We start from the raw sequence: 17,651 nt of genomic DNA, 5'->3' as shown, positions 1-17,651 counted from the left end.
CTCAACCCGTCAACTGCATCGCTTCGCAGGCGATGCGATGGGAATTGGCCATCACTGTCAGGGTAAAGGTGGTAGCTGGAATACTTGGGAAAACCGATCCATCGATGAGATGGATTCGGTCCCAGCGCGCCAGCCGCCCAAGGCGGTCTGTCGTCGAACGTCCACAGTCCGGTTCAACGGCGTGGGGAAAGCTGCCGCCAAAATGGTAGCTTTTGGCGCCGCCCGACCATAGCATTTGCGGCGTGACTGGCCACAAGTCAAGGTAAGGTGCCGCCTTGCGGATCCGCTTTATTGCGTCCGACAGCATCGGAGGCACCTGCTTGCCCCGAACCTTGGCATCGCTGAAGCCCTCCGAAGTTAGGGTGATCTTGGGTAGCTCATCATGAGCTGCGGAAATCTGGGCGCTGACCCGAACCTTGGGGGATTCCCAAGACGGCAAGTAGCCCAGGCCTACCGTCAACCGGCTCAGGAGCCGATTCGTCGCGAAGGCGGCGGCGCGGTGTTTAAGGAAGCCGGGAAGTGCGTCGTAGTAAGCCTGATTGAACGGATAGAAGTGAATCTGCGAGACATCGAAGGCCTCATCGTCTCGGACGATGACCATGGTGAACTGGTTGAGTGTGAACTCGCGCCTTCTACGTGGGTCGGGGGTCGGCCTCATGGAAATCACTGGGAGAACGAACTGAGCCGATTCCGCAAGATGTACCGGCTGGTCCAAGCCGAGCGACCCAAGGATCAGCCGCGTGGTCCCGATTGCGCCGCAACCCACGAAGACCCTGTCGGCTGTAAATCGGTGGATCCGGCCGCTGGACAGCTCCCGGGCCTGCACGACGGCCGTCTCGCCCTCCTGGTCGACTCGCACCGCAAGCAGCCCGCTGTGGTAGTCGATCCGCCCGCTGCGCCTGAAACGATCGAAGCTGTGCGAGGCCGAAAAGATTAGCGAGCGCGGGCACCCCGTCATGCATAGGCCGCAGGGCTGACACTCGGGTGCCGAGAAGGCGAGCCGGGCGCGGCCTATCGTTATTCCCGTGGAACGCACTCGATCGCGGTGCCGGTCGTAGTTGGCCAGGACCATCTGCGTCCGTGGCGCCAGCGGAGGGAGCGGGTCCGGGGATCCAATGAGCGGGAACCATTCCTCGAGGTCGTCAGACTCTCCAGCGAAAGGAATGTGACCCAGGATGGTCCGATAGTGCTTCTCCATAACCGAGAAGTCGAACGGCCATCCCTTGAACGTCGCCGCGCTAAAGGGCATGATCTGCGCCCCCCAGACATTGCTGAAGCCCCCGTAGGCGCCTGATATGACGGCCGGGTTGACTCTACCTTCGCAGTGGACGCCGTCGAGTTGACCCTTGTTAGCAAACGGGAAATCGGATCCGTAGCTTCTCTTCTCGGGCAGCGAATCGGATTGGATCCGCTTGGGTTGCATGCTGACCCGGCGGACGTCCTCCTCACCCCAGTTCTCGACACGCAGTTTGGACAGCTTGGAGATTACCTCCTGTGCCTCAATGTCCAGCACGGTGCCTGGATCGAAAACAGTTATCTTCTCGCCCGGTTTCTCGGACAGCGCCAATACGGCGGCGGCTGCAGCCGGGCCCGAACCAATGATTATCGAAGACGGCATTTACTTCCCGCGCCCGTCAGCCTGCGCGGCCGTATCCAGTATTTGCATTATTGCCTGTCGGCGCCGCCGCACAAGCTCGATCCGGCCAACGACGTGACCTGCCGCGGCCAGCCCCACGCCAGCGACTATTGCCGCGAACCGAGCCAGCCCGGCTGCGTCACCCTTGGCCGCTTGCCAAATCTCCCGCGGTATGCCCCTGGTAAGCGCGTACCAGACGAAGCGAGCCTCTGCACCCAGTGTGGCGGCTTGTCCCATCTGAGCAAAGGCCCCGACCTTCCCCTTGTTGACGAAGAAGCAGCGGCGCCAGAAGTACTTCCATGTCGGCCGCGAGGCCGGTACAAAATGGCGGACAGTTGCCGCCGGTTCGTAGACGACCGCGTCACTGCTCGTGATGTGCGCCACGCGATGGCACATGTCCATATCGTCGTGATTGTCGGAATGGAAGCCGCCCACCTGCTCCAGGAGGGTCCGCCGCACCGACATATTCGCTCCTATAAGGTGAGCCAAAGGGCTGCGGCTGGTCGGAAGGCCATCATAGGCGCATCCGAACACCCAGTCGAACTGCACAGGGAACCAGGCAGGGCGGCCGGTCTCGAAAACCGGTATGGGGCGCCCGCCGACCGCGCCGATGCGCTCATCCTGGTAAGGGCCGGTGAGGATCTCGAGCCAGTCCTTGTCGGCCGCTGCATCGTCATCCAGGAATGCCAGAATCTCTCCGGTGGCTGCCTCAGCTGCGGTGTTGCGGGCCGACCCCAGGTGCCCGTCATGCTGGTTCTGGATCACCCGCACCGGAGGGGTGGCTGCCGCGAAGTCAGCCCAGTACGCGGCACAACGGCGGAACAGGGGCTGGTCGACGCATATGATGATCTCGCAGGGTATGAGGGTCTGCTCTTGAACCGAGGCCACCGATTGCAGCATCAACTCCCATCTGTGCTCAGTGTACGCACAGATAATCACTGAAATCGTGGGAAGGCGCGGGATCTGCGCGCGCTCGCTGCCGACGCCATTGTTGGGCTGCCCCGTTCTCGATCCGGGCTGAGTGGTTGTAGCAGCGGCAACATCATGACCGCGGTGGGCGAGATCTGTGCTTACGTTGCGAACGTGGCCCTCCTGGCCAACGCCAATCGGTGGATAAGATTGCGCAAGCGTCACAATACGCATCTAGAAATTCTCCCAACTTGAGCTGCTGATGTGTGCCCAAACCATGCGACGTTCGTGGTTTTGAAACGTCAGGCTTACGCGCGCTGGATCCGGCTCGCGTCGTGCGACTGCCGCACAGTCTACGCTTACTAGGTGGTGACGACGACACCCTCGATCTCTGCCGGGCGTGCTCCAAGAGCGCCTCATTATTGCCGACGACGAGGATGATCTCGCGGGCGAGGGTAGTGTGGAGGCGCACCGCCGCAACGGCCGCGTTCAAATCGTCCCGGCGACCAAGTGAGTAGGCACAGATCGCGACGGGGACTTCGGTCATGGCGGCTGCCGGCTGGTTTCCGAGGCCTGGCCAGTTTCGCGCGTCTGCGTCGCCCGAGCCGCGGCGGCTTTGAGGATGTTCCAGAGCGCACCGCCGTCGTGGTGGATATCGAACTGGTCGTGTTCGTCGACGGGATAGCGTCCGCTGTCCTGCCGCGAGACCAGCCGCCATACCAGCCAACCCGCGCAGTTGCGATCACGGGTCAAAGTGTCGAGCCACATGGCGTAAGCTTCAGTCACGTTCTGATTGGAGCGGGCATGGCCGAATTCCTCCAGAAGGACCGGCTTGTTGTCGCGGACCCCCAACTGGCAGAACTCAGGGATCATGTCGTTGAATTGCTGAATCGTGAGGTCGTAATAGACCGGGTAGCCGTGCCAAGTCCCGAAATCGAGAGTCGGGATCGTCAAATCCGCCAACTTGGGATCGAAAATGTTGGCATTTCCTGAGCTGACAAGGTGATTGGGATCGAGGGACTTGACGTAAGCTGACATTTCGGCGGTCCAGGCCAACCGCAACGCCTGCGGCTTTGCATTGCCTTCGTTCATCAGCTCCCAAGCCATGATGGTCGGGTCGTCCCGGTAGGCAAGTCCGGTGAGCGGGTTGACGCGCTGCACGACGTGGCGGACCCAAGCCCGGTAGTCCTGCTTCGTGCGCGGGTCATTGAAGAAAAACGTGGACTCGTCGCGGCTCCCGTACCAGGCCCGCATCTGCTGGGCGCCGCCCGTGAAGGCCCAGAAATCCAGGACAGCTATGATCAGCCTCAGGTGCCGCTTGCCGGCCTCGGCGATGACGAAATCAACCTTCTGCATGCCGTTGACGCCGTCATTGATCGCCATCTTGTTTTGGGTCGGATCCCAGTAGAGTAGGTAGGTCCCGTTGACAGCGAGATTGCTGGCTTCGCCTTCAAGCTGCCAGTCCCAGATCGTGACGACGCTGCCATCAAGCGAGCCGATCACCGGCTGGAGGAAGATGCGGACCACATTGGCGCCCATCGCCACCGCGTCATCGAGAACGCGGGTGACCTCATCCTTCGAACCGTAGGTCAGATAGTGATTGTTTACACCGGTCACGAAAAACGGCCTGCCGCCCAACGTGAAGTTCGTTCCGGAAGTCTTGATGAAGGAGGTTGCCGATGGGTCGTAGGCGGGGCTCGCGATTGCCAGTACTGGCACGAACACGAGCACGCACAATCCGGCATTGCGCAGCCAATATTTCGCCCGTTGCCAGCCAACTATCATTCCTGCATGTGGCTCTCGCCTGGCGCCAAGTGCAACCGCCCCTAAGGATTACCTCCTCTGGCCTCGCACAGCCCAGCGTCAATCGGGCATTATGGCGCCTTGCTGGGAGTGCTCGCCAAAGCTGTCGTCTTCGTGAAATCCACCGTGAGAACAACAATGTGCATCTGCTTGAGTCTCGATCCATCGCGGCTGATGCGCTGGCATCTGTGGCTGGCGGAGGCGCTCGCTGACGTGCCCGGTAACGATGTGTCCTGCGCTTTCGCAGCCCGCCGCCGCCCGCTGCCGTTGATCCTCCGCCTGCTGCTCGAACTCGAACGACTACTCTATGGCTATCGCGTGAACGGTGCCACCTACTCAATCGAGGCGTCGCTGCTGTCCCTGCCGCCGCCCCCGGCCGACCAAGTGGATGTGGTGATCGATTTGAGCGGGGGGGAGCGGCTCCCCTCTGGGCGGCGCGTGCTCACTCCGCTCTTCAATGGCCTACCGGGCGAGATCGGAGTCATGGCGGCCCTGGCGAATGATCAGGACCTTTTGGTCGAGCTGCACGATACGGCTCGTCCGTCGCAGCCGTGGATTGCGCGTCCGGCCAGCGTGGACCGTGAAGTGTTTGCAGCGGGTCTCGACAGCGTCCTCTCCTGCGCTGTGGCGCTGATCCTAAAAGCCTTGCGGGAGGAAACCAGTTCAGCTCAGTCCGGTGTCCCCGGGCCGCCGATGGCCGCGTCGTCGCTCGGCGTACTTTCGGCCATTGCATGGGACACAGGCAGGGCGGCATCGAAGGCAATCGATTTGTTGGACACATTGGCGAGAGGCGGCAGATCGTGGGGGATTGGCTGGCGCTCCGATCAAGCAGCGAGCCTGCTCGATAAAGGCGAAGCAGCCTTCAGCGTGCTCACCGGGGGCACCGGCAGCTTCCTCGCCGACCCATTCCCGTTCCGGCATCAGGGGCAGGATTTCATCTTCGTCGAACAGTACCTTTACTCAAAGAACCGGGGGTGCATTGCGGTCGTAACAGTGGACCGGAGCGGGATTGCCGGCGCACCCCAGATCGTCTTGGAAGAGCCACACCACCTCTCGTACCCGTTCGTGTTCGAGCAGGACGGGCAGATCTGGATGATCCCGGAATCCGGGGCGGCAAGGAACGTGAGTCTCTACAGGGCAGTCGACTTCCCATATCGGTGGACGCGGGAGGCCTGCCTCCTGGAAGGGATCGAGGGCTACGATACAACGCCCCTGCGTCATAAGGGTGGCTTTTGGTTTTTCGTCAGCCCGAGGTTGTGGAGGTCCACATCGTGGGATGTGCTCAGCCTCTACCGTGCCGAGAGCCTGACGGGGCCCTGGACGTCCCATGCTGCAAACCCCGTCCTGCTCGATGCCGCGCTCAGCCGCCCCGCTGGCGCCGTCATCCAACACGGCGGATGCATGCTACGCCCCGTCCAGGACTGCGCGCGCGGCTATGGCGGCGCGGTGACATTCTGCCGGATCGATGCGCTCGGCGCGTCGGAGTTTGCCCAGACCCCAGTCGGTCGCATTTGGTCCGGAGCGTTCCGGTGTCACACCTACAATCGCCGGTCTGGCCTTGAAGTGATCGACCTGTTCGGTCATGTCCGCGGTTTGCGCCAGGTCACGACCTCGTATCGGCTGCTTGCACCCGACGCGCCGGCCTCAGCGCCGCATGGGCGGCTCCTTCCCTGGCCGATAGCTCGTCCCGGTCAGTTAGCGTGGCCAGTTGGTCAGGCCCGCAGCGCCGCCTGCGAAGGGCCGGACGTGCTCGATCCTTCTCGCGCACGGGATTAACTCGCAACTCTGACCTGTGGCAATTCCGGCGTCGCGGGATATCGCGCCAGTGATTTTCGCTGCATTTCCGCTGCCTGCTCGAAGACCCTGTCGCCTAGAATCTGTATCCCGGCCGCAGGTTATGATTCTCCTACTGGCATGGACGCATCGCGCTGTGGTCCCCTCAGGTCCGCATCCAGGGGTTTGGCAGCGCTGCCAACGCAGCTGTTGACTGTCATTGTGCCGCTGCCGTGCCATCTGGCGCCGGTGGTTTCGCTCCAAAAATAACCTGAAGGGATAACCACAAAGAGCTAATCACCCATGGTTCTTTCTAACCATCTTTTGATGCTTCCATTGCCAGGGCGCATCAGCAATGCTCGCTTAACTCGGCCGAGAGGCTAAGTCGTTTCAATCTCTCATCTTCGTTCATCTCATTTTTTCGTCATGTCCGGGAGTCTGCATATTATGAGGATAGTTGAACTTGGAGATGTGGCTGGAATTCTATGTCGGTTCCTTTCTGGGAGCTATCATTCGGCCCATCATCTCACCGGACGACTATCGGCAGTCTTGGCGAGCCTCCAGCCCGGCCGCTGCTTCCCATCGCTCGATCTTGTAGCGCTGCCATGAATGCCAGTCTATCGAGCGTTCTCGGCCCCGTCAGTGCCATATCGCCGCCTAACCCAATCGATTTCGGGCTGCAGCAATCGCTAGCTCTACCGCGGGTCAGCTTCATCGTGCCGACGCTCAACGAAGCCGAGAACCTCCCTTGGCTTTTGCCGCGCATCCCCAACTGGGCGCACGAGATCATCATCGTGGATGGTCGTTCAACCGACGACACAGTCGCGGTCGCACGGCGCCTACGCGAGGACGTGAAGGTTGTCATGGAGCCCCGACGAGGCAAGGGTGCCGCACTGCAAGCGGGATTCCGGGCCGCCACAGGCGACATCATCGTTATGCTGGACGCTGACGGCTCCATGGTCCCGGAGGAGGCGATCGTCTTTGTCAGTGCGCTGATGGCCGGCGCGGATCTCGTCAAGGGTTCACGCTTTATCCAGGGCGCGGGCACCGACGACATGTCATTGTTTCGGATGTTAGGCAACAGGGGGCTGACCCTGTTCGTGCGGCTCCTCTATGGCGGTTGGTTCTCCGATCTATGCTACGGATACATAGCCTTCTGGACCAAGCACGTCAGCACGCTCAATTGCGACTGCGATGGATTCGAGATCGAGACCCTCATCAACGTGCGGGCCCTGAAGAACCACCTCAATATCGTCGAGGTGGCGAGTTTCGAGGCTCCTCGCATTAGCGGTGTGAGCCATCTGCGCGCCATCCCAGACGGCTGGCGCGTCCTCAAGACCATTTTGCGTGAATGGGTGTACCAACCACACGGGCGGGGCGCGATAGCCTGTGATGACGGCGGGTAAGCCTGATGCGAATCCTGATGGTTGCCGCTCGCTGCCACCCTTTTATGGGCGGCACTGAAACTCACATCCAGGAAGTCGGTCCCCGGTTGGTGGCGCGCGGCCACGAAGTCGACGTGCTCACTACCGATCCCTCGAGAGAATTGCCGGTTGAGGAGGAGGTGTGCGGCATGCGTGTGCGGCGCGTCCCGGCCTGGCCAAAGGAGCTGGACCTCTATGTGGCGCCTGGCGTTTACACCGCCATCCGGCGCGGGGCTTGGGATTTGATCCACTTCCAGGGTTATAGTTCTTTCGTGGTGCCGATCGGGCTGCTCGCTGCCGTCCGCGGGCGGCTGCCGTTCGTCCTGACCTTCCACAGTGGCGGCCATTCCTCGCGGCTGCGGAACACCATACGCGGCACGCAGCATATGCTGCTCCGGCCGCTCGTAGCACGGGCCGCGCGGCTGATCGGCGTCTCCGAATTCGAAGCCGACTTCTTCAGCCGGAGGATGAGCGTGCCGCGGGAGCGGTTTGTCGTTATACCGAACGGCGCCGCGATGCCGGCTCCAAGCCCTGGCGTCAAGGTCGATCCGCACCTGGTCGTCTCGGGTGGCAGGCTGGAGCGCTACAAGGGCCATCACCGGGCGATCGCAGCCTTGCCGGAACTGATCCTCCGGGTACCGGACGTTCGACTGCACATCGTCGGTACCGGCCCTTACGAGGGAGAATTGCGGCGCCTCGTGGAGGCGCTCGGCCTCGAGGGGCGGGTCACAATTGCGGGTATCCGTGGATCCGAGCGCCAGAAAATGGCAGATCTCTTGGCGAGCGCCGCATTGTTTGTGCTGTTCAGCGAATATGAGGCCCATCCGGTCGCCGTGATGGAAGCCCTGTCGCTGCGCCGTCAGGTTCTCGTCAGCGACACGTCCGGTCTGAGGGAACTGGCCGCCAATGGCCTGTGCCGGGCGATTCCGGGCAACGCCAGTCCGGGGGAGCTGGCCACCGCCATGGCCGACGAACTGGAGGCGCATCGGCAGGTCCCGGATTTGGCGCTGCCCGACTGGGATGCCTGCGCGCAAGCGCTGAGCGACCTTTATTGTGATGTCCTGAGCAGCCGATCCACGGCCCGCTCGGCCCCCCGCGGCATGAAATTGTGGCCTCCTGCGACGAGGGCGTGATGTTGATGACGCCGGCTCATTTCACCGCGGGAACCAGTCTCAGACCGCTCCAGGCCGGGATACGGTTCGTGTCGGCCATTATCGGTCCCGACCTTCGCGACCGCAGCGCCGATGCCCCGCCCCAGCCGGTCAATTACGGATGGATAGCGATTCTATGCCTGACCGTCGCCACAGCGCTGCTGCTGGTCGTGGCCGGACACGCAGCCGGGCGCCGGGAGTATGACGCGGCGCCGCCGCTCTTCTGGTCCGGCATCATCCTCTTGGTCGTTCCAACCAGCCTCCGCATTGCCTGGCCAACGACAGCCCGACGTGAGCGCCTGTTCCTCCTGTTGCTGCTCGCCGAAGCTCTGTACTACTGCAAGAAGGTCTATTCCCCGACCAGCTTCAGCGGCTACGACGAGTACCTGCATTGGATCGCAGCCGAAGATCTCATCACGGCGCGCCGACTGTTCCTGTCCAACCCGCTTTTCCCGATCGGGCCAACTTATCCAGCCCTGGAAATCCTGACGACGGCGATCGTTGATCTGACGGGACTTCCCTTGTTTGTGGCGGGGACGCTCTTATTGGCCGTCCTCAAGGGCACGTTCATCGGTGCCCTGTTTCTGTTCTTCGAAAGCATCGCCGGATCGCCGCGTATCTCGGCGATCGCCTGTCTGGTCTACATGGGCTGCTCAACCTTCTTCCTCTTCGACGCAAGTTTCTCCTACGAGAGTCTCGGCATCGTGCTGTGTGTGTTAGCCTTCGCGGTCGAAGCAGCGTCCAAGGATCTCGTCGGACGACCGAGGCTGACGTCACTCGGGCTAATTGCCGTGCTGCTAGCAAGCCTCGCGGTCACGCATCACGTGTCGGCGGCCTTCGCCGCCGTTTATTTCGGAGCGTTGGCCGGTCTCGAGGCTTTGCGCCGGCACGATCCCACGCGGATTGAAACCAGGATCGGCGTGAGTCTCACGGCGATCCTGGCCATAGCGCTGCCATTCCTGTGGATGCAGGCTCGTGGAATCCCTCTCGCAGGCTATCTCGGCCCGGTGATCGAGGCAGGCTTCAACACATTGCTCGCGAAGATCCTTGGCGCGGCCAGCCCAGTGTCGGAACACCTCGAAGCGCCGGCCAAGCCCCTCTACCTGCAACTGACCACCTTGCTGGCGCTCCTGCTGTTGGCAATCGGCCTGGCAACGGGGTTCTTTCGGTCGCTGGCCATGGCAGCGCTGAGTAGCCCGCGGTCAGGTTGGCGTCCTATCCACCACATTTTGAAGTGCCGCTGGCACGACAGCCGCCTCGTGCTCCTTACCTTGCTCGCCTTCGGGCTCCCGGTCTCTGTGGCCTTCCGACTGACCGTGATCGGATGGGAAATCGGCAACCGCATGGGCACGTTCGTCTTCATCGGTGTCGGGCTGGTCGTCGCGGTGAGCATCGTCCACTTCTGGCAGGGCACCACGCCGAGCGCGTGGCGCCGCATCGTACCGGCCGTCGCTCTGGCGGTCATCGTCTTGGGCGGCGTCACGAGCTCCACGATCAATCCGATCGATGGGCGCTATAGGGTGGCGGCAGATCAGGAATCAATCGAGCCCATGGGGATTGAAACGGCACGCTGGGCCAAGGAATGGCTCGGAGCCGGCAATCGCTTCATCTCCGACCGCATCAACAGCATTCTGCTTGCGAGCTACGGCCGACAGGACGTCAGGATCAAGATCAAAGAAGGCGTAGATTCCGCGGGCATATTCGAGGCCGAGACGTTGGGGCCAGGGGAGTTTTGGGGCTTGGCGGGAAGCGACATCGATTTCCTGCTGGTGGACAGGCGCCTGAGCACGGCTCCGCCGGTACTCGGCTTTTACTTTCAGCCCTGGCAACGACGGCAGGGAACGCCGATCTCGGCCGCAGCGCTCCTCAAGTTCAATGACGTCAAGGGCGTCACCCGCATCTACGACAACGGCTGGATTGTCATCTATGACGTAAGGGAATTGCATGACAACTTCTAGCAAGCGGGACCTTCTGGCAGCGTGCCTGTGGGCGGCGGCCGTGGTGGCGGCCGTTGGTTTCAGCGACAGCGTGCTCCTCCGTGCTGCCCTAGGTGCGCCCATGGTTTTTCTAGTGTCGGGCCACGCGGTGCTGCGGGCCATTGGCGTCAGGACAACCTCCGCGTTGCAACACGTCGTCTACGCGGTCGGAGCAAACCTCGCCGTCGGCATCGCCGGGGGCTTTGCCCTGAACGCCGCAGACTTCCTCACGCCGCTCGGCTGGGCGATTTGGTTCTGGGCCGTGACGGTCGCCGCCGCACTGGTGGCCGCCATCCGCCGCGACACTCCCGATCTGCCGGCTTGGCCGGCTCGGGCGCGGGTCCGGCTCTGGCAGGGGACCGTGCTCATGCTAGCGGTGTTTGTGGCGACCGGGGCCTATGCGCTGGCCGTCCGGGACGAAGCGGCTCACCGGGAATTCAAATACACCGAATTCTGGTTGTTGCCATCGGCCAGAGGCGAGGCCGGCCGGATCACGGTGGGCATCAGGAGCGCCGAGACCCAAGCTCAGCGGTTCGACGTCGAAATCACCCTTGATGAGCAACCACTCGCGGTTCTCCGGTCGGTCGCCGTCGCGCCGGGCGGCACCTGGACGCGAGATATCCCCGTGCCCGCCTTAGCAACTCCCCAAAGGGCCGAGGCCCGGCTGTATCGCCCGGAAGATAACCGGCTCTATCGGAGCGTTTCGACGCTGGTGCCACGTAGCTTGAATGAGGCTCGATGATGCGCATCCTGCTACTATCGCAGTTCTATCCTCCGGTCATCGGGGGAGAGGAGCGACACGTGCGCAATTTGGGCGCAGCGCTGGCGCAGCGAGGCCATCATGTCAGTGTCGGGACCCTAATGCACCCCGGATCGCCCGAAACCGAGCTGGACGGCGCGGTTCGCGTGCATCGACTGCACGGCACACTCCAGCGTCTGTCGGGCCTTCACACCGATCCCGAGCGCCGCCATGCACCGCCCTTCCCGGATCCCGAACTGGTGCTTGCACTGAAGCGGCTGGTCACCCAGGAGCGGCCGGACATCGTTCACGCCCACAACTGGATTTACGCGTCTTTTCTGCCGCTCAAAGGTCTGAGGGGGGCCCGCCTCGTGATCACTTTCCACGATTATGGCCTAGTTTGCGCCAAGAAGAACTTCATGCACTTGGGGTCCCATCTGTGCAGTGGCCCAGCGCCGGCCAAGTGCCTGCCTTGCGCTACAGGACATTACGGGGTGGTGAAGGCAGCCGCGACCACGTTGGGAAACTGGGCGTCGAGCATCGCCGCTCGGCGCTTGGTGGATCGCTTCATCGCGGTGAGCCACGCGGTGGCCCGTCACAACGGACTCACCCAAGGTCGCGCTCCTTACAAGGTGATCCCCAACTTCGTGCCCGACGACGTCGGAGTGCTTGGCCCAGAAGATGCCTGCCTGCGGGAGCTCCCCAAGGGTGAATTTATCTTGTTCGTTGGTGACTTGACGCGCCTCAAGGGTATCGACGTTCTCCTGCAAGCCTATGCCAGCCTGGAGCGTGCGCCGGAACTGGTCCTAATCGGACGCCGGGTCGCCGATACGCCAACCCAATTCCCGTCTCACGTTCGAGTCTTCAGCATGTGGCCGCATTCCGCCATCATGCATGCATGGCGGCGCTCCCTGTTCGGCGTGCTGCCATCGGTGGGACCAGAAGCCTGCGCGACGGTGATCATGGAGGCGATGTCATCGGGCAAGGCAGTCGTTGCAACCGACGTCGGCGGCATGCCGGATATCGTCGACCATGGCGAAACAGGCCTTCTTGTGCGGAGCGGCGATGCGCACGCCCTCGCCAACGCAATGCAGATACTTCTGGATGACCGCGGCTTGCTCACCAACCTGGAAGTGACAAGTCTCGCCAGGGTCGAGCGTCTCAAGGCCGGAGCGGTCGTGACCCAAATCGAGCAGGTGTACCGGGACGTCCTGAGCTCAGAGATCAGCAGGTTCGCAGCGCCGGCGCAGCAAGGTTTGGGACAACCACCATGTCGGTAGACCGCGCCGGGGCGGCCATTACTCGCGTGCGCCGGGAGCTTCGAAAGAGCGCAGCGCTCGTGATGAATTCTGGCGCTCTGGCAATCGGAACGGTTGCAGCGGCCGGTCTCGGGTTTGTCTATTGGTGGCTCGCGGCGCGGCTGTTTCCGCCGGAAGTGATCGGCAACACCTCCGCACTCCTGTCGGTGATGGGGCTTATCGGCACGCTGGGGGAGGCGGGGCTCGGGACCATGCTGGTGGGCGAGATCGTCCGGAATCCTGGCAAGGAGCGCGGACTGGTGGCCGCAGCAGTATGCGTCGGGGTAGCGCTGGCGGTGGGTCTGGCCTTGTTGTTCGTCTTTGGACATGCGTACTTCAACAGCTCGACCGCGCTGATCGGCGGGTGGCTAGAGGGGGTCACGTTCGTCTTCGGTTGCGGTCTGACCGTTCTCGCCATCCTGGCCGACCAAGCGTTCCTGGGCAACCTGCGCGCCACTGGAAAAATGATCCGACAAGTGCTGTTCGGCACGTTGAAGCTGATGCTGATCGCCGCCGCAGCCGCTGGCGGCTACACCTCCCATGCCGCGCTTCTTCTTAGTTGGGTGGCCGGCCTCCTGGCGTCCGTCGCCGGCGTGGATCTGCTGACCCGGGGAGGTGCTCGTCGCCTCGTCGGGCCTCCCGATTTCCAGCTGCTCAATACGCTCCGAATCAAGGTGTTCGACCACTACGCGCTCGACGTGGCCTTGCAGGCCCCCGGCCTCATTATGCCCTACCTGGTTCTGACTCTCCTGTCGCCAGCCATTAATGCCGCGTTCGTATCCTTATGGATGTTGGTCTCCATCGCCTCGTTGATTCCCGCAGCCATGGCCACGGTCCTGTTCCCCGTGGTGAGAGCGAGCCCGAAACAATCCAGACCCAACATCCTTTTATCGGTGGTGACGTCTTTGCTCTTCTCGCTGGTCTGCGCAGTCTTCATCTTCACCTATTCGCAGACGATCCTTGCAGTCTTCAACCCGGCCTATGCTGAGATCGCCGGTTCGAGTCTGCGCCTTCTCGGCTTTAGCTTGCTGGGATCGACGCTCAAATTCCATGCCTGCACGCTGGCGCGGTTGGGCGACAAGATGCGCAAGGCATCTCGCTGGTTCGCCCTTGGCGGATTTCTGGAGCTAGGCTTTGTGATCGAGGGGGCAAAGCTTGATGGGCTTCAGGGCCTGGTCCTGGGCTGGACGCTCGCCATAAGCATTGAGGGTGCATGTGCGGCCCTGATTTTAGCCTTCGCCATGAAACTGAAGTCTATCGCCGGCCACGCGCACGACCGACCGACCTCGCCGCCGCTCCAGACTTGTCGTCCACGGAGGCCATGATGCGATCCTTGAGCTCGTGTTCGCAAGCGACGCGGCTTGGGCGGCAATCTGGACGGAACTGAGTTGGCGCACCGGAACAAAAGGCCGTCGACGCGCTGCGCGTCCGCATTGCCGACGGCACTCGATCACGTCGAGGGCCGCTACTTGGCAGGGTCTGCATCGAGCGCGTTCACAACCATGATCGCTTATGCTTTTGTTTAGCGCCGCCTGAGAGAGGGTGGGCGAAAAAAGAACATCCGATAACTCCCTCAGCCAATCCTGTGCGACGTGCGAAGACTCGCCCTCCTGCAATCACCAGGAGCGGTATCCTCACTGCCGCATCGCGCTCACGACATCGACGCGACCACTTCCAGCATGACCTCCGTCGCGCCGCCGGCGATGGATAGGACGCGGGCATCACGCGCTATGCGTTCGATTGGACTCTCTCGCATAACGCCCATAGCGCCATGGAACTGCGCGCACGCATATAACACTTCGTTGACAAGTTCACCGCAGATGGCCTTCAACATCGAAATTTCGCGCAGGCAATCGTCGTCCGCCGCCATGCGCCAAGCGGTGGCATAGAGAAACCCACGGCCAGCTTCCACCTTCGCCGAGAGCATCGCGAGACGTTGGCGGATCGCCTGCATCTCCCATAGGACGCCACCGAATGCGCGCCGAGTCTTCACGTAGGAGAGGGTAATATCGATCGCCGCTTCGGCCATCCCTATCGCCATCGCGGCGAGAACAAGGCGCTCGTTCTGAAAGTTGCGCATGATGGAGTAAAAGCCCTGCCCCTCAACGCCGAGCACGTTCTCGGCGGGGATGCGGCAACAGTCGAAGACGAGCTCCGCCGTATCGGAGGAGCGCCAACCGGACTTGTCCAGCTCGCGGGCGACGCTGAAGCCTGGCGTCCCCTTTTCGACGAGGAACATGGTGATCCCGTTGCTTCCTGCCGAGGGATCAGTCTTGGCTGCAACACAGTAAAGATCAGCGTGGACGCCGTTGGTGATGTAGAGCTTCGTGCCGTCGAGGACATAGAAGTCGCCATCTCGCAGCGCGCGCGTTCGGATGGCCTTCACGTCCGAGCCCGCATCCGGCTCCGTGATGGCGACCGCGGTGATCGCCTCGCCCCTGATGATGCTCGGCATCCAGCGTGCTCGTTGGGCTTTGGTGCCGTCGTGAAAGACATACAGGGAAGCCATGTCGGTATGGACAAGTATTGCATCGGCGACGCCGCCATACGTCGAACGCCCGAGCTCCTCGGCGAAGACCGTCGATGCGACCGAGTCCATGTCGGCACCACCATACTCGGACGGGTAGCGGATGCCGAAAAAGCCGAGCTGGCCCATGCGGCGCAGGATCGGACGGGGGATGAATCCGTTCTCTTCCCAGCGATCCGCACAGGGCTTGATTTCCTCCTTGACGAACCTGCAGATCTGATCCCGTAAGAGCTCATACTCTGCCGCCACCCAAGGCAGCCCCGGTTCTCGCGCCGATACCCAAGCTTTGTTCATCTTCTTCGCCCGCTCTGCTATGAGTGAACGCCATAAGTCCCCCGTCCGGATTGGCGCCCAAGGCCGAACGGGCCTTCCGATAGGCTAGAGTTCGACCTCCTCTCTCGGTCCCTCCGAAAGGGAAGAGGCTTTGGAATCAGCAATCCAACGCATTCCGTCGATCACTTCGGCCAGTTCGGCGAGTGTCGGGCGCTCGAAGAGGTTGCGAAGTTGGACATCGACGCCGAAGACCTTCCGCATGCGCGATACCGCCCGCATTACGAGGAGCGATTTCCCGCCCAGGTCGAAGAAGTTATCTAGACGTCCGATCGACTCGATCTTCAGGAGATCGCACCACAGCGCGGCCAGAGTCTTCTCAGTCTCCGTCGAGGGGGCGGCGAATTCTTGCGCAGACTGGAAGTTTTCCGCTGTCGGCTCTGGAAGCGACGTGCGGTCGATCTTGCCGTTGGATGTGAGCGGCATCCGTTCGAGGCAAACATAGTGCGTCGGAATCATGGACTCCAACAGTTCTTCGGCGAGGTGGGCCCGTAGGTCTGCCACGGTCAGCGGTTTCGACGAGACATAGTAGGCCACAAGTCGTGCGATGCCGTCGTCGGCCTTTGACGGTTCGACATCGCCGATTTGGGTCACTATTGGTGTCGCTGGTTTCGTCCTCGAGTTGGCGGTGGCGGCGACAGCGCATTGCAGAACGTGGGGGTGCTTGAGAAGCCGCGCTTCAATCTCGCCCAGTTCAACTCGCGCGCCACCGACCTTCACCTGATGATCGGCGCGGCCGAGAAATTCCAGTCGTCGTTGCGAGCTCCAACGAGCGAGATCGCCCGTCTGATACAGCCGCAATTTCGAAAAGCCATCTCGTGGATCGACGACCGTGCGGAAACGCTCGTCGGTTAGGTCACGGCGATTGAAATAGCCTCTCGCAAGACCGTCGCCGGCAATGAAAATCTCGCCGATGATGCCGGGGCCGACGGGCTGATATTCTTTGTCGAGGACGTAGATTCCCGCATTGGCGGCCGGAACGCCGATCGGCACCGATACGGATTGATCCCGGTCGATGTCGAAACGGTGAATCATGCAGCCGACTGTGGCTTCGGTTGGTCCATACTCGTTGTAGATCTCGATAGGATGGGGAATAACGTTCGTGATTTCGCGAGCCAATCCGGCCTTGAAGTCCTCGCCGCCCACGATGAATTTGCGCAGTCGTGTAGTTTCAAGGTTGCGGTCGCGGATCATCGCGAGATGCGCCGGCGTCAGCTTGATGATATCGACGGCATTGTCGTCGATGACCTTCAGCACGACCATGCTCTGCAGTCCGGGATCACCAAGATAGACCACGATACGGCCGCCAGTGATCAGGGGTGTAAAGAGCGACGTAACGGTCAGGTCGAAGGCGAGGGATGAGAAAAGGGGCCACGCGTCACCTTCGACGGAACCATACACCCTGGCGGCCCACCAGATGTAGTTTACTAGGTTCCGGTGTTCGATCACGACTCCCTTGGGCGTGCCGGTCGAGCCGGAAGTGAAGATGATATAGGCGGCGCCGCCCGGAGTGGCTGCAGACGGTTGGGCCGAGTCCAGCTGATCCAAAATCGACCCGAAATCCGCGTCGAGCACGAAAATGTCGGCAAGGTTCGGGGAAATGACGGCTTGCAGGCGTGCCTGAGTGATCGCAACCGGCACCCGCCCGTCCGTGCCCTCGGCAATGTCATTCAGTATTGTCGCGACACGCCCCTTCGGCGTTTCCGCATCCACCGGCACATAGGCCGCGCCGGATTTCAGGATGCCTAAGATCGCGACGACCACCTCAATGGAGTGCTCCATGAACACAACGACGATCTGACCCGGCCCAACGCCGGTCGAGCTCAGAAGCGTGGCCATCTGGTTGGATCGTTCGTTGAGCTGCTGGTACGTCAGCGTCGCATCGCCGAAGCGGATCGCTTCGGCGTGAGGACTACGCGTTACCTGATCGTGGAAGAGATCGATGATGGTTCTGTCCGACGGGTAGGGCGCTGCGGTGGCGTTGTACTCGACAACCAGCGCCTGATGATCGGCATCTTTAAGTAGGGGAACCTCTACGCCCCTCGCCGCAATCGGTAGGACTTCATTCATGAGATACGCTCTCCA

At 61.8% G+C, this 17,651-nt stretch carries 12 protein-coding genes; 7 read left to right on the top strand and 5 right to left on the bottom strand.

Going from position 1 to position 17,651, the window contains the following annotated elements; genetic code table 11:
- Nucleotide 1 precedes the first annotated feature (1 nt).
- The 3 genes from RFM40_RS20570 to RFM40_RS20560 form a co-directional block, all read right to left on the bottom strand.
- Nucleotides 2-1,618: a Rossmann-fold NAD(P)-binding domain-containing protein gene (locus RFM40_RS20570; RefSeq protein ID WP_320278121.1), complete on the bottom strand. Its 1,617-nt coding sequence runs from the start codon at nt 1,616-1,618 to the stop codon at nt 2-4.
- A complete protein-coding gene (locus tag RFM40_RS20565) occupies nt 1,619-2,779 on the bottom strand; it encodes a glycosyltransferase family 2 protein (RefSeq protein WP_320278120.1) in 1,161 nt (386 codons plus the stop codon).
- 309 nt (nt 2,780-3,088) lie between these two features.
- Nucleotides 3,089-4,330 carry a glycoside hydrolase 5 family protein gene (locus RFM40_RS20560; RefSeq protein ID WP_320278119.1) on the bottom strand — a complete coding sequence of 414 codons (1,242 nt, stop codon included), beginning with the start codon at nt 4,328-4,330 and terminating at the stop codon, nt 3,089-3,091.
- 108 nt (nt 4,331-4,438) lie between these two features.
- Here RFM40_RS20560 and RFM40_RS20555 point away from each other — a divergent pair, with 108 nt between their 5' ends.
- The 7 genes from RFM40_RS20555 to RFM40_RS20525 all read left to right on the top strand — a co-directional run bounded on the left by RFM40_RS20555 (nt 4,439) and on the right by RFM40_RS20525 (nt 14,034).
- Nucleotides 4,439-6,124 carry a glucosamine inositolphosphorylceramide transferase family protein gene (locus RFM40_RS20555; protein WP_430691715.1) on the top strand — a complete coding sequence of 562 codons (1,686 nt, stop codon included), beginning with the start codon at nt 4,439-4,441 and terminating at the stop codon, nt 6,122-6,124.
- A 602-nt stretch (nt 6,125-6,726) separates the two neighbouring features.
- Complete coding sequence (locus tag RFM40_RS20550; protein WP_320278117.1) at nt 6,727-7,527, top strand: glycosyltransferase family 2 protein; 801 nt, start codon at nt 6,727-6,729, stop codon at nt 7,525-7,527.
- 5 nt (nt 7,528-7,532) lie between these two features.
- Nucleotides 7,533-8,678 (top strand): glycosyltransferase family 4 protein, encoded by a 1,146-nt coding sequence (locus tag RFM40_RS20545; RefSeq protein WP_320278116.1) that lies wholly within the window; start codon nt 7,533-7,535, stop codon nt 8,676-8,678.
- Nucleotides 8,678-10,654 (top strand): hypothetical protein, encoded by a 1,977-nt coding sequence (locus tag RFM40_RS20540; RefSeq protein ID WP_320278115.1) that lies wholly within the window; start codon nt 8,678-8,680, stop codon nt 10,652-10,654. The genes RFM40_RS20545 and RFM40_RS20540 overlap by 1 nt, the downstream gene beginning before the upstream one ends.
- Nucleotides 10,641-11,414: a hypothetical protein gene (locus RFM40_RS20535; RefSeq protein ID WP_320278114.1), complete on the top strand. Its 774-nt coding sequence runs from the start codon at nt 10,641-10,643 to the stop codon at nt 11,412-11,414. Before RFM40_RS20540 ends, RFM40_RS20535 begins: the two co-directional genes overlap by 14 nt.
- Nucleotides 11,411-12,691 carry a glycosyltransferase family 4 protein gene (locus RFM40_RS20530; protein ID WP_320278113.1) on the top strand — a complete coding sequence of 427 codons (1,281 nt, stop codon included), beginning with the start codon at nt 11,411-11,413 and terminating at the stop codon, nt 12,689-12,691. The genes RFM40_RS20535 and RFM40_RS20530 overlap by 4 nt, the downstream gene beginning before the upstream one ends.
- Nucleotides 12,682-14,034, top strand: coding sequence for a lipopolysaccharide biosynthesis protein (locus RFM40_RS20525; protein ID WP_320278112.1), 1,353 nt, complete (start codon nt 12,682-12,684; stop codon nt 14,032-14,034). The genes RFM40_RS20530 and RFM40_RS20525 overlap by 10 nt, the downstream gene beginning before the upstream one ends.
- Before the next feature lie 326 nt (nt 14,035-14,360).
- Here RFM40_RS20525 and RFM40_RS20520 read toward each other — a convergent pair whose 3' ends face one another.
- Entirely contained in the window at nt 14,361-15,530 is a 1,170-nt protein-coding gene (locus RFM40_RS20520) for an acyl-CoA dehydrogenase family protein (RefSeq protein ID WP_320278111.1), read from the bottom strand.
- 84 nt (nt 15,531-15,614) lie between these two features.
- Nucleotides 15,615-17,636 (bottom strand): non-ribosomal peptide synthetase, encoded by a 2,022-nt coding sequence (locus RFM40_RS20515; RefSeq protein WP_320278110.1) that lies wholly within the window; start codon nt 17,634-17,636, stop codon nt 15,615-15,617.
- Between the last annotated feature and the right edge of the window lie 15 nt (nt 17,637-17,651).

This window comes from Mesorhizobium captivum (genome assembly GCF_033977165.1).
Taxonomy (GTDB): domain Bacteria; phylum Pseudomonadota; class Alphaproteobacteria; order Rhizobiales; family Rhizobiaceae; genus Mesorhizobium; species Mesorhizobium captivum.
Note: the sequence above shows the minus strand (reverse complement) of the source record. Positions and strands in the feature narration are given on the sequence as shown.

Bases quoted from the DNA above. Each gene is read 5' to 3' on its own strand.
- RFM40_RS20540 (WP_320278115.1), top strand. From the start codon at position 8,678: ATGTTGATGACGCCGGCTCATTTCACCGCGGGAACCAGTCTCAGACCG.
- RFM40_RS20530 (WP_320278113.1), top strand. From the start codon at position 11,411: ATGATGCGCATCCTGCTACTATCGCAGTTCTATCCTCCGGTCATCGGG.
- RFM40_RS20570 (WP_320278121.1), bottom strand. From the start codon at position 1,618: ATGCCGTCTTCGATAATCATTGGTTCGGGCCCGGCTGCAGCCGCCGCC.
- RFM40_RS20565 (WP_320278120.1), bottom strand. From the start codon at position 2,779: ATGCGTATTGTGACGCTTGCGCAATCTTATCCACCGATTGGCGTTGGC.
- RFM40_RS20520 (WP_320278111.1), bottom strand. From the start codon at position 15,530: ATGAACAAAGCTTGGGTATCGGCGCGAGAACCGGGGCTGCCTTGGGTG.
- RFM40_RS20515 (WP_320278110.1), bottom strand. From the start codon at position 17,636: ATGAATGAAGTCCTACCGATTGCGGCGAGGGGCGTAGAGGTTCCCCTA.
- RFM40_RS20545 (WP_320278116.1), top strand. From the start codon at position 7,533: ATGCGAATCCTGATGGTTGCCGCTCGCTGCCACCCTTTTATGGGCGGC.
- RFM40_RS20550 (WP_320278117.1), top strand. From the start codon at position 6,727: ATGAATGCCAGTCTATCGAGCGTTCTCGGCCCCGTCAGTGCCATATCG.
- RFM40_RS20525 (WP_320278112.1), top strand. From the start codon at position 12,682: ATGTCGGTAGACCGCGCCGGGGCGGCCATTACTCGCGTGCGCCGGGAG.
- RFM40_RS20535 (WP_320278114.1), top strand. From the start codon at position 10,641: ATGACAACTTCTAGCAAGCGGGACCTTCTGGCAGCGTGCCTGTGGGCG.
- RFM40_RS20560 (WP_320278119.1), bottom strand. From the start codon at position 4,330: ATGATAGTTGGCTGGCAACGGGCGAAATATTGGCTGCGCAATGCCGGA.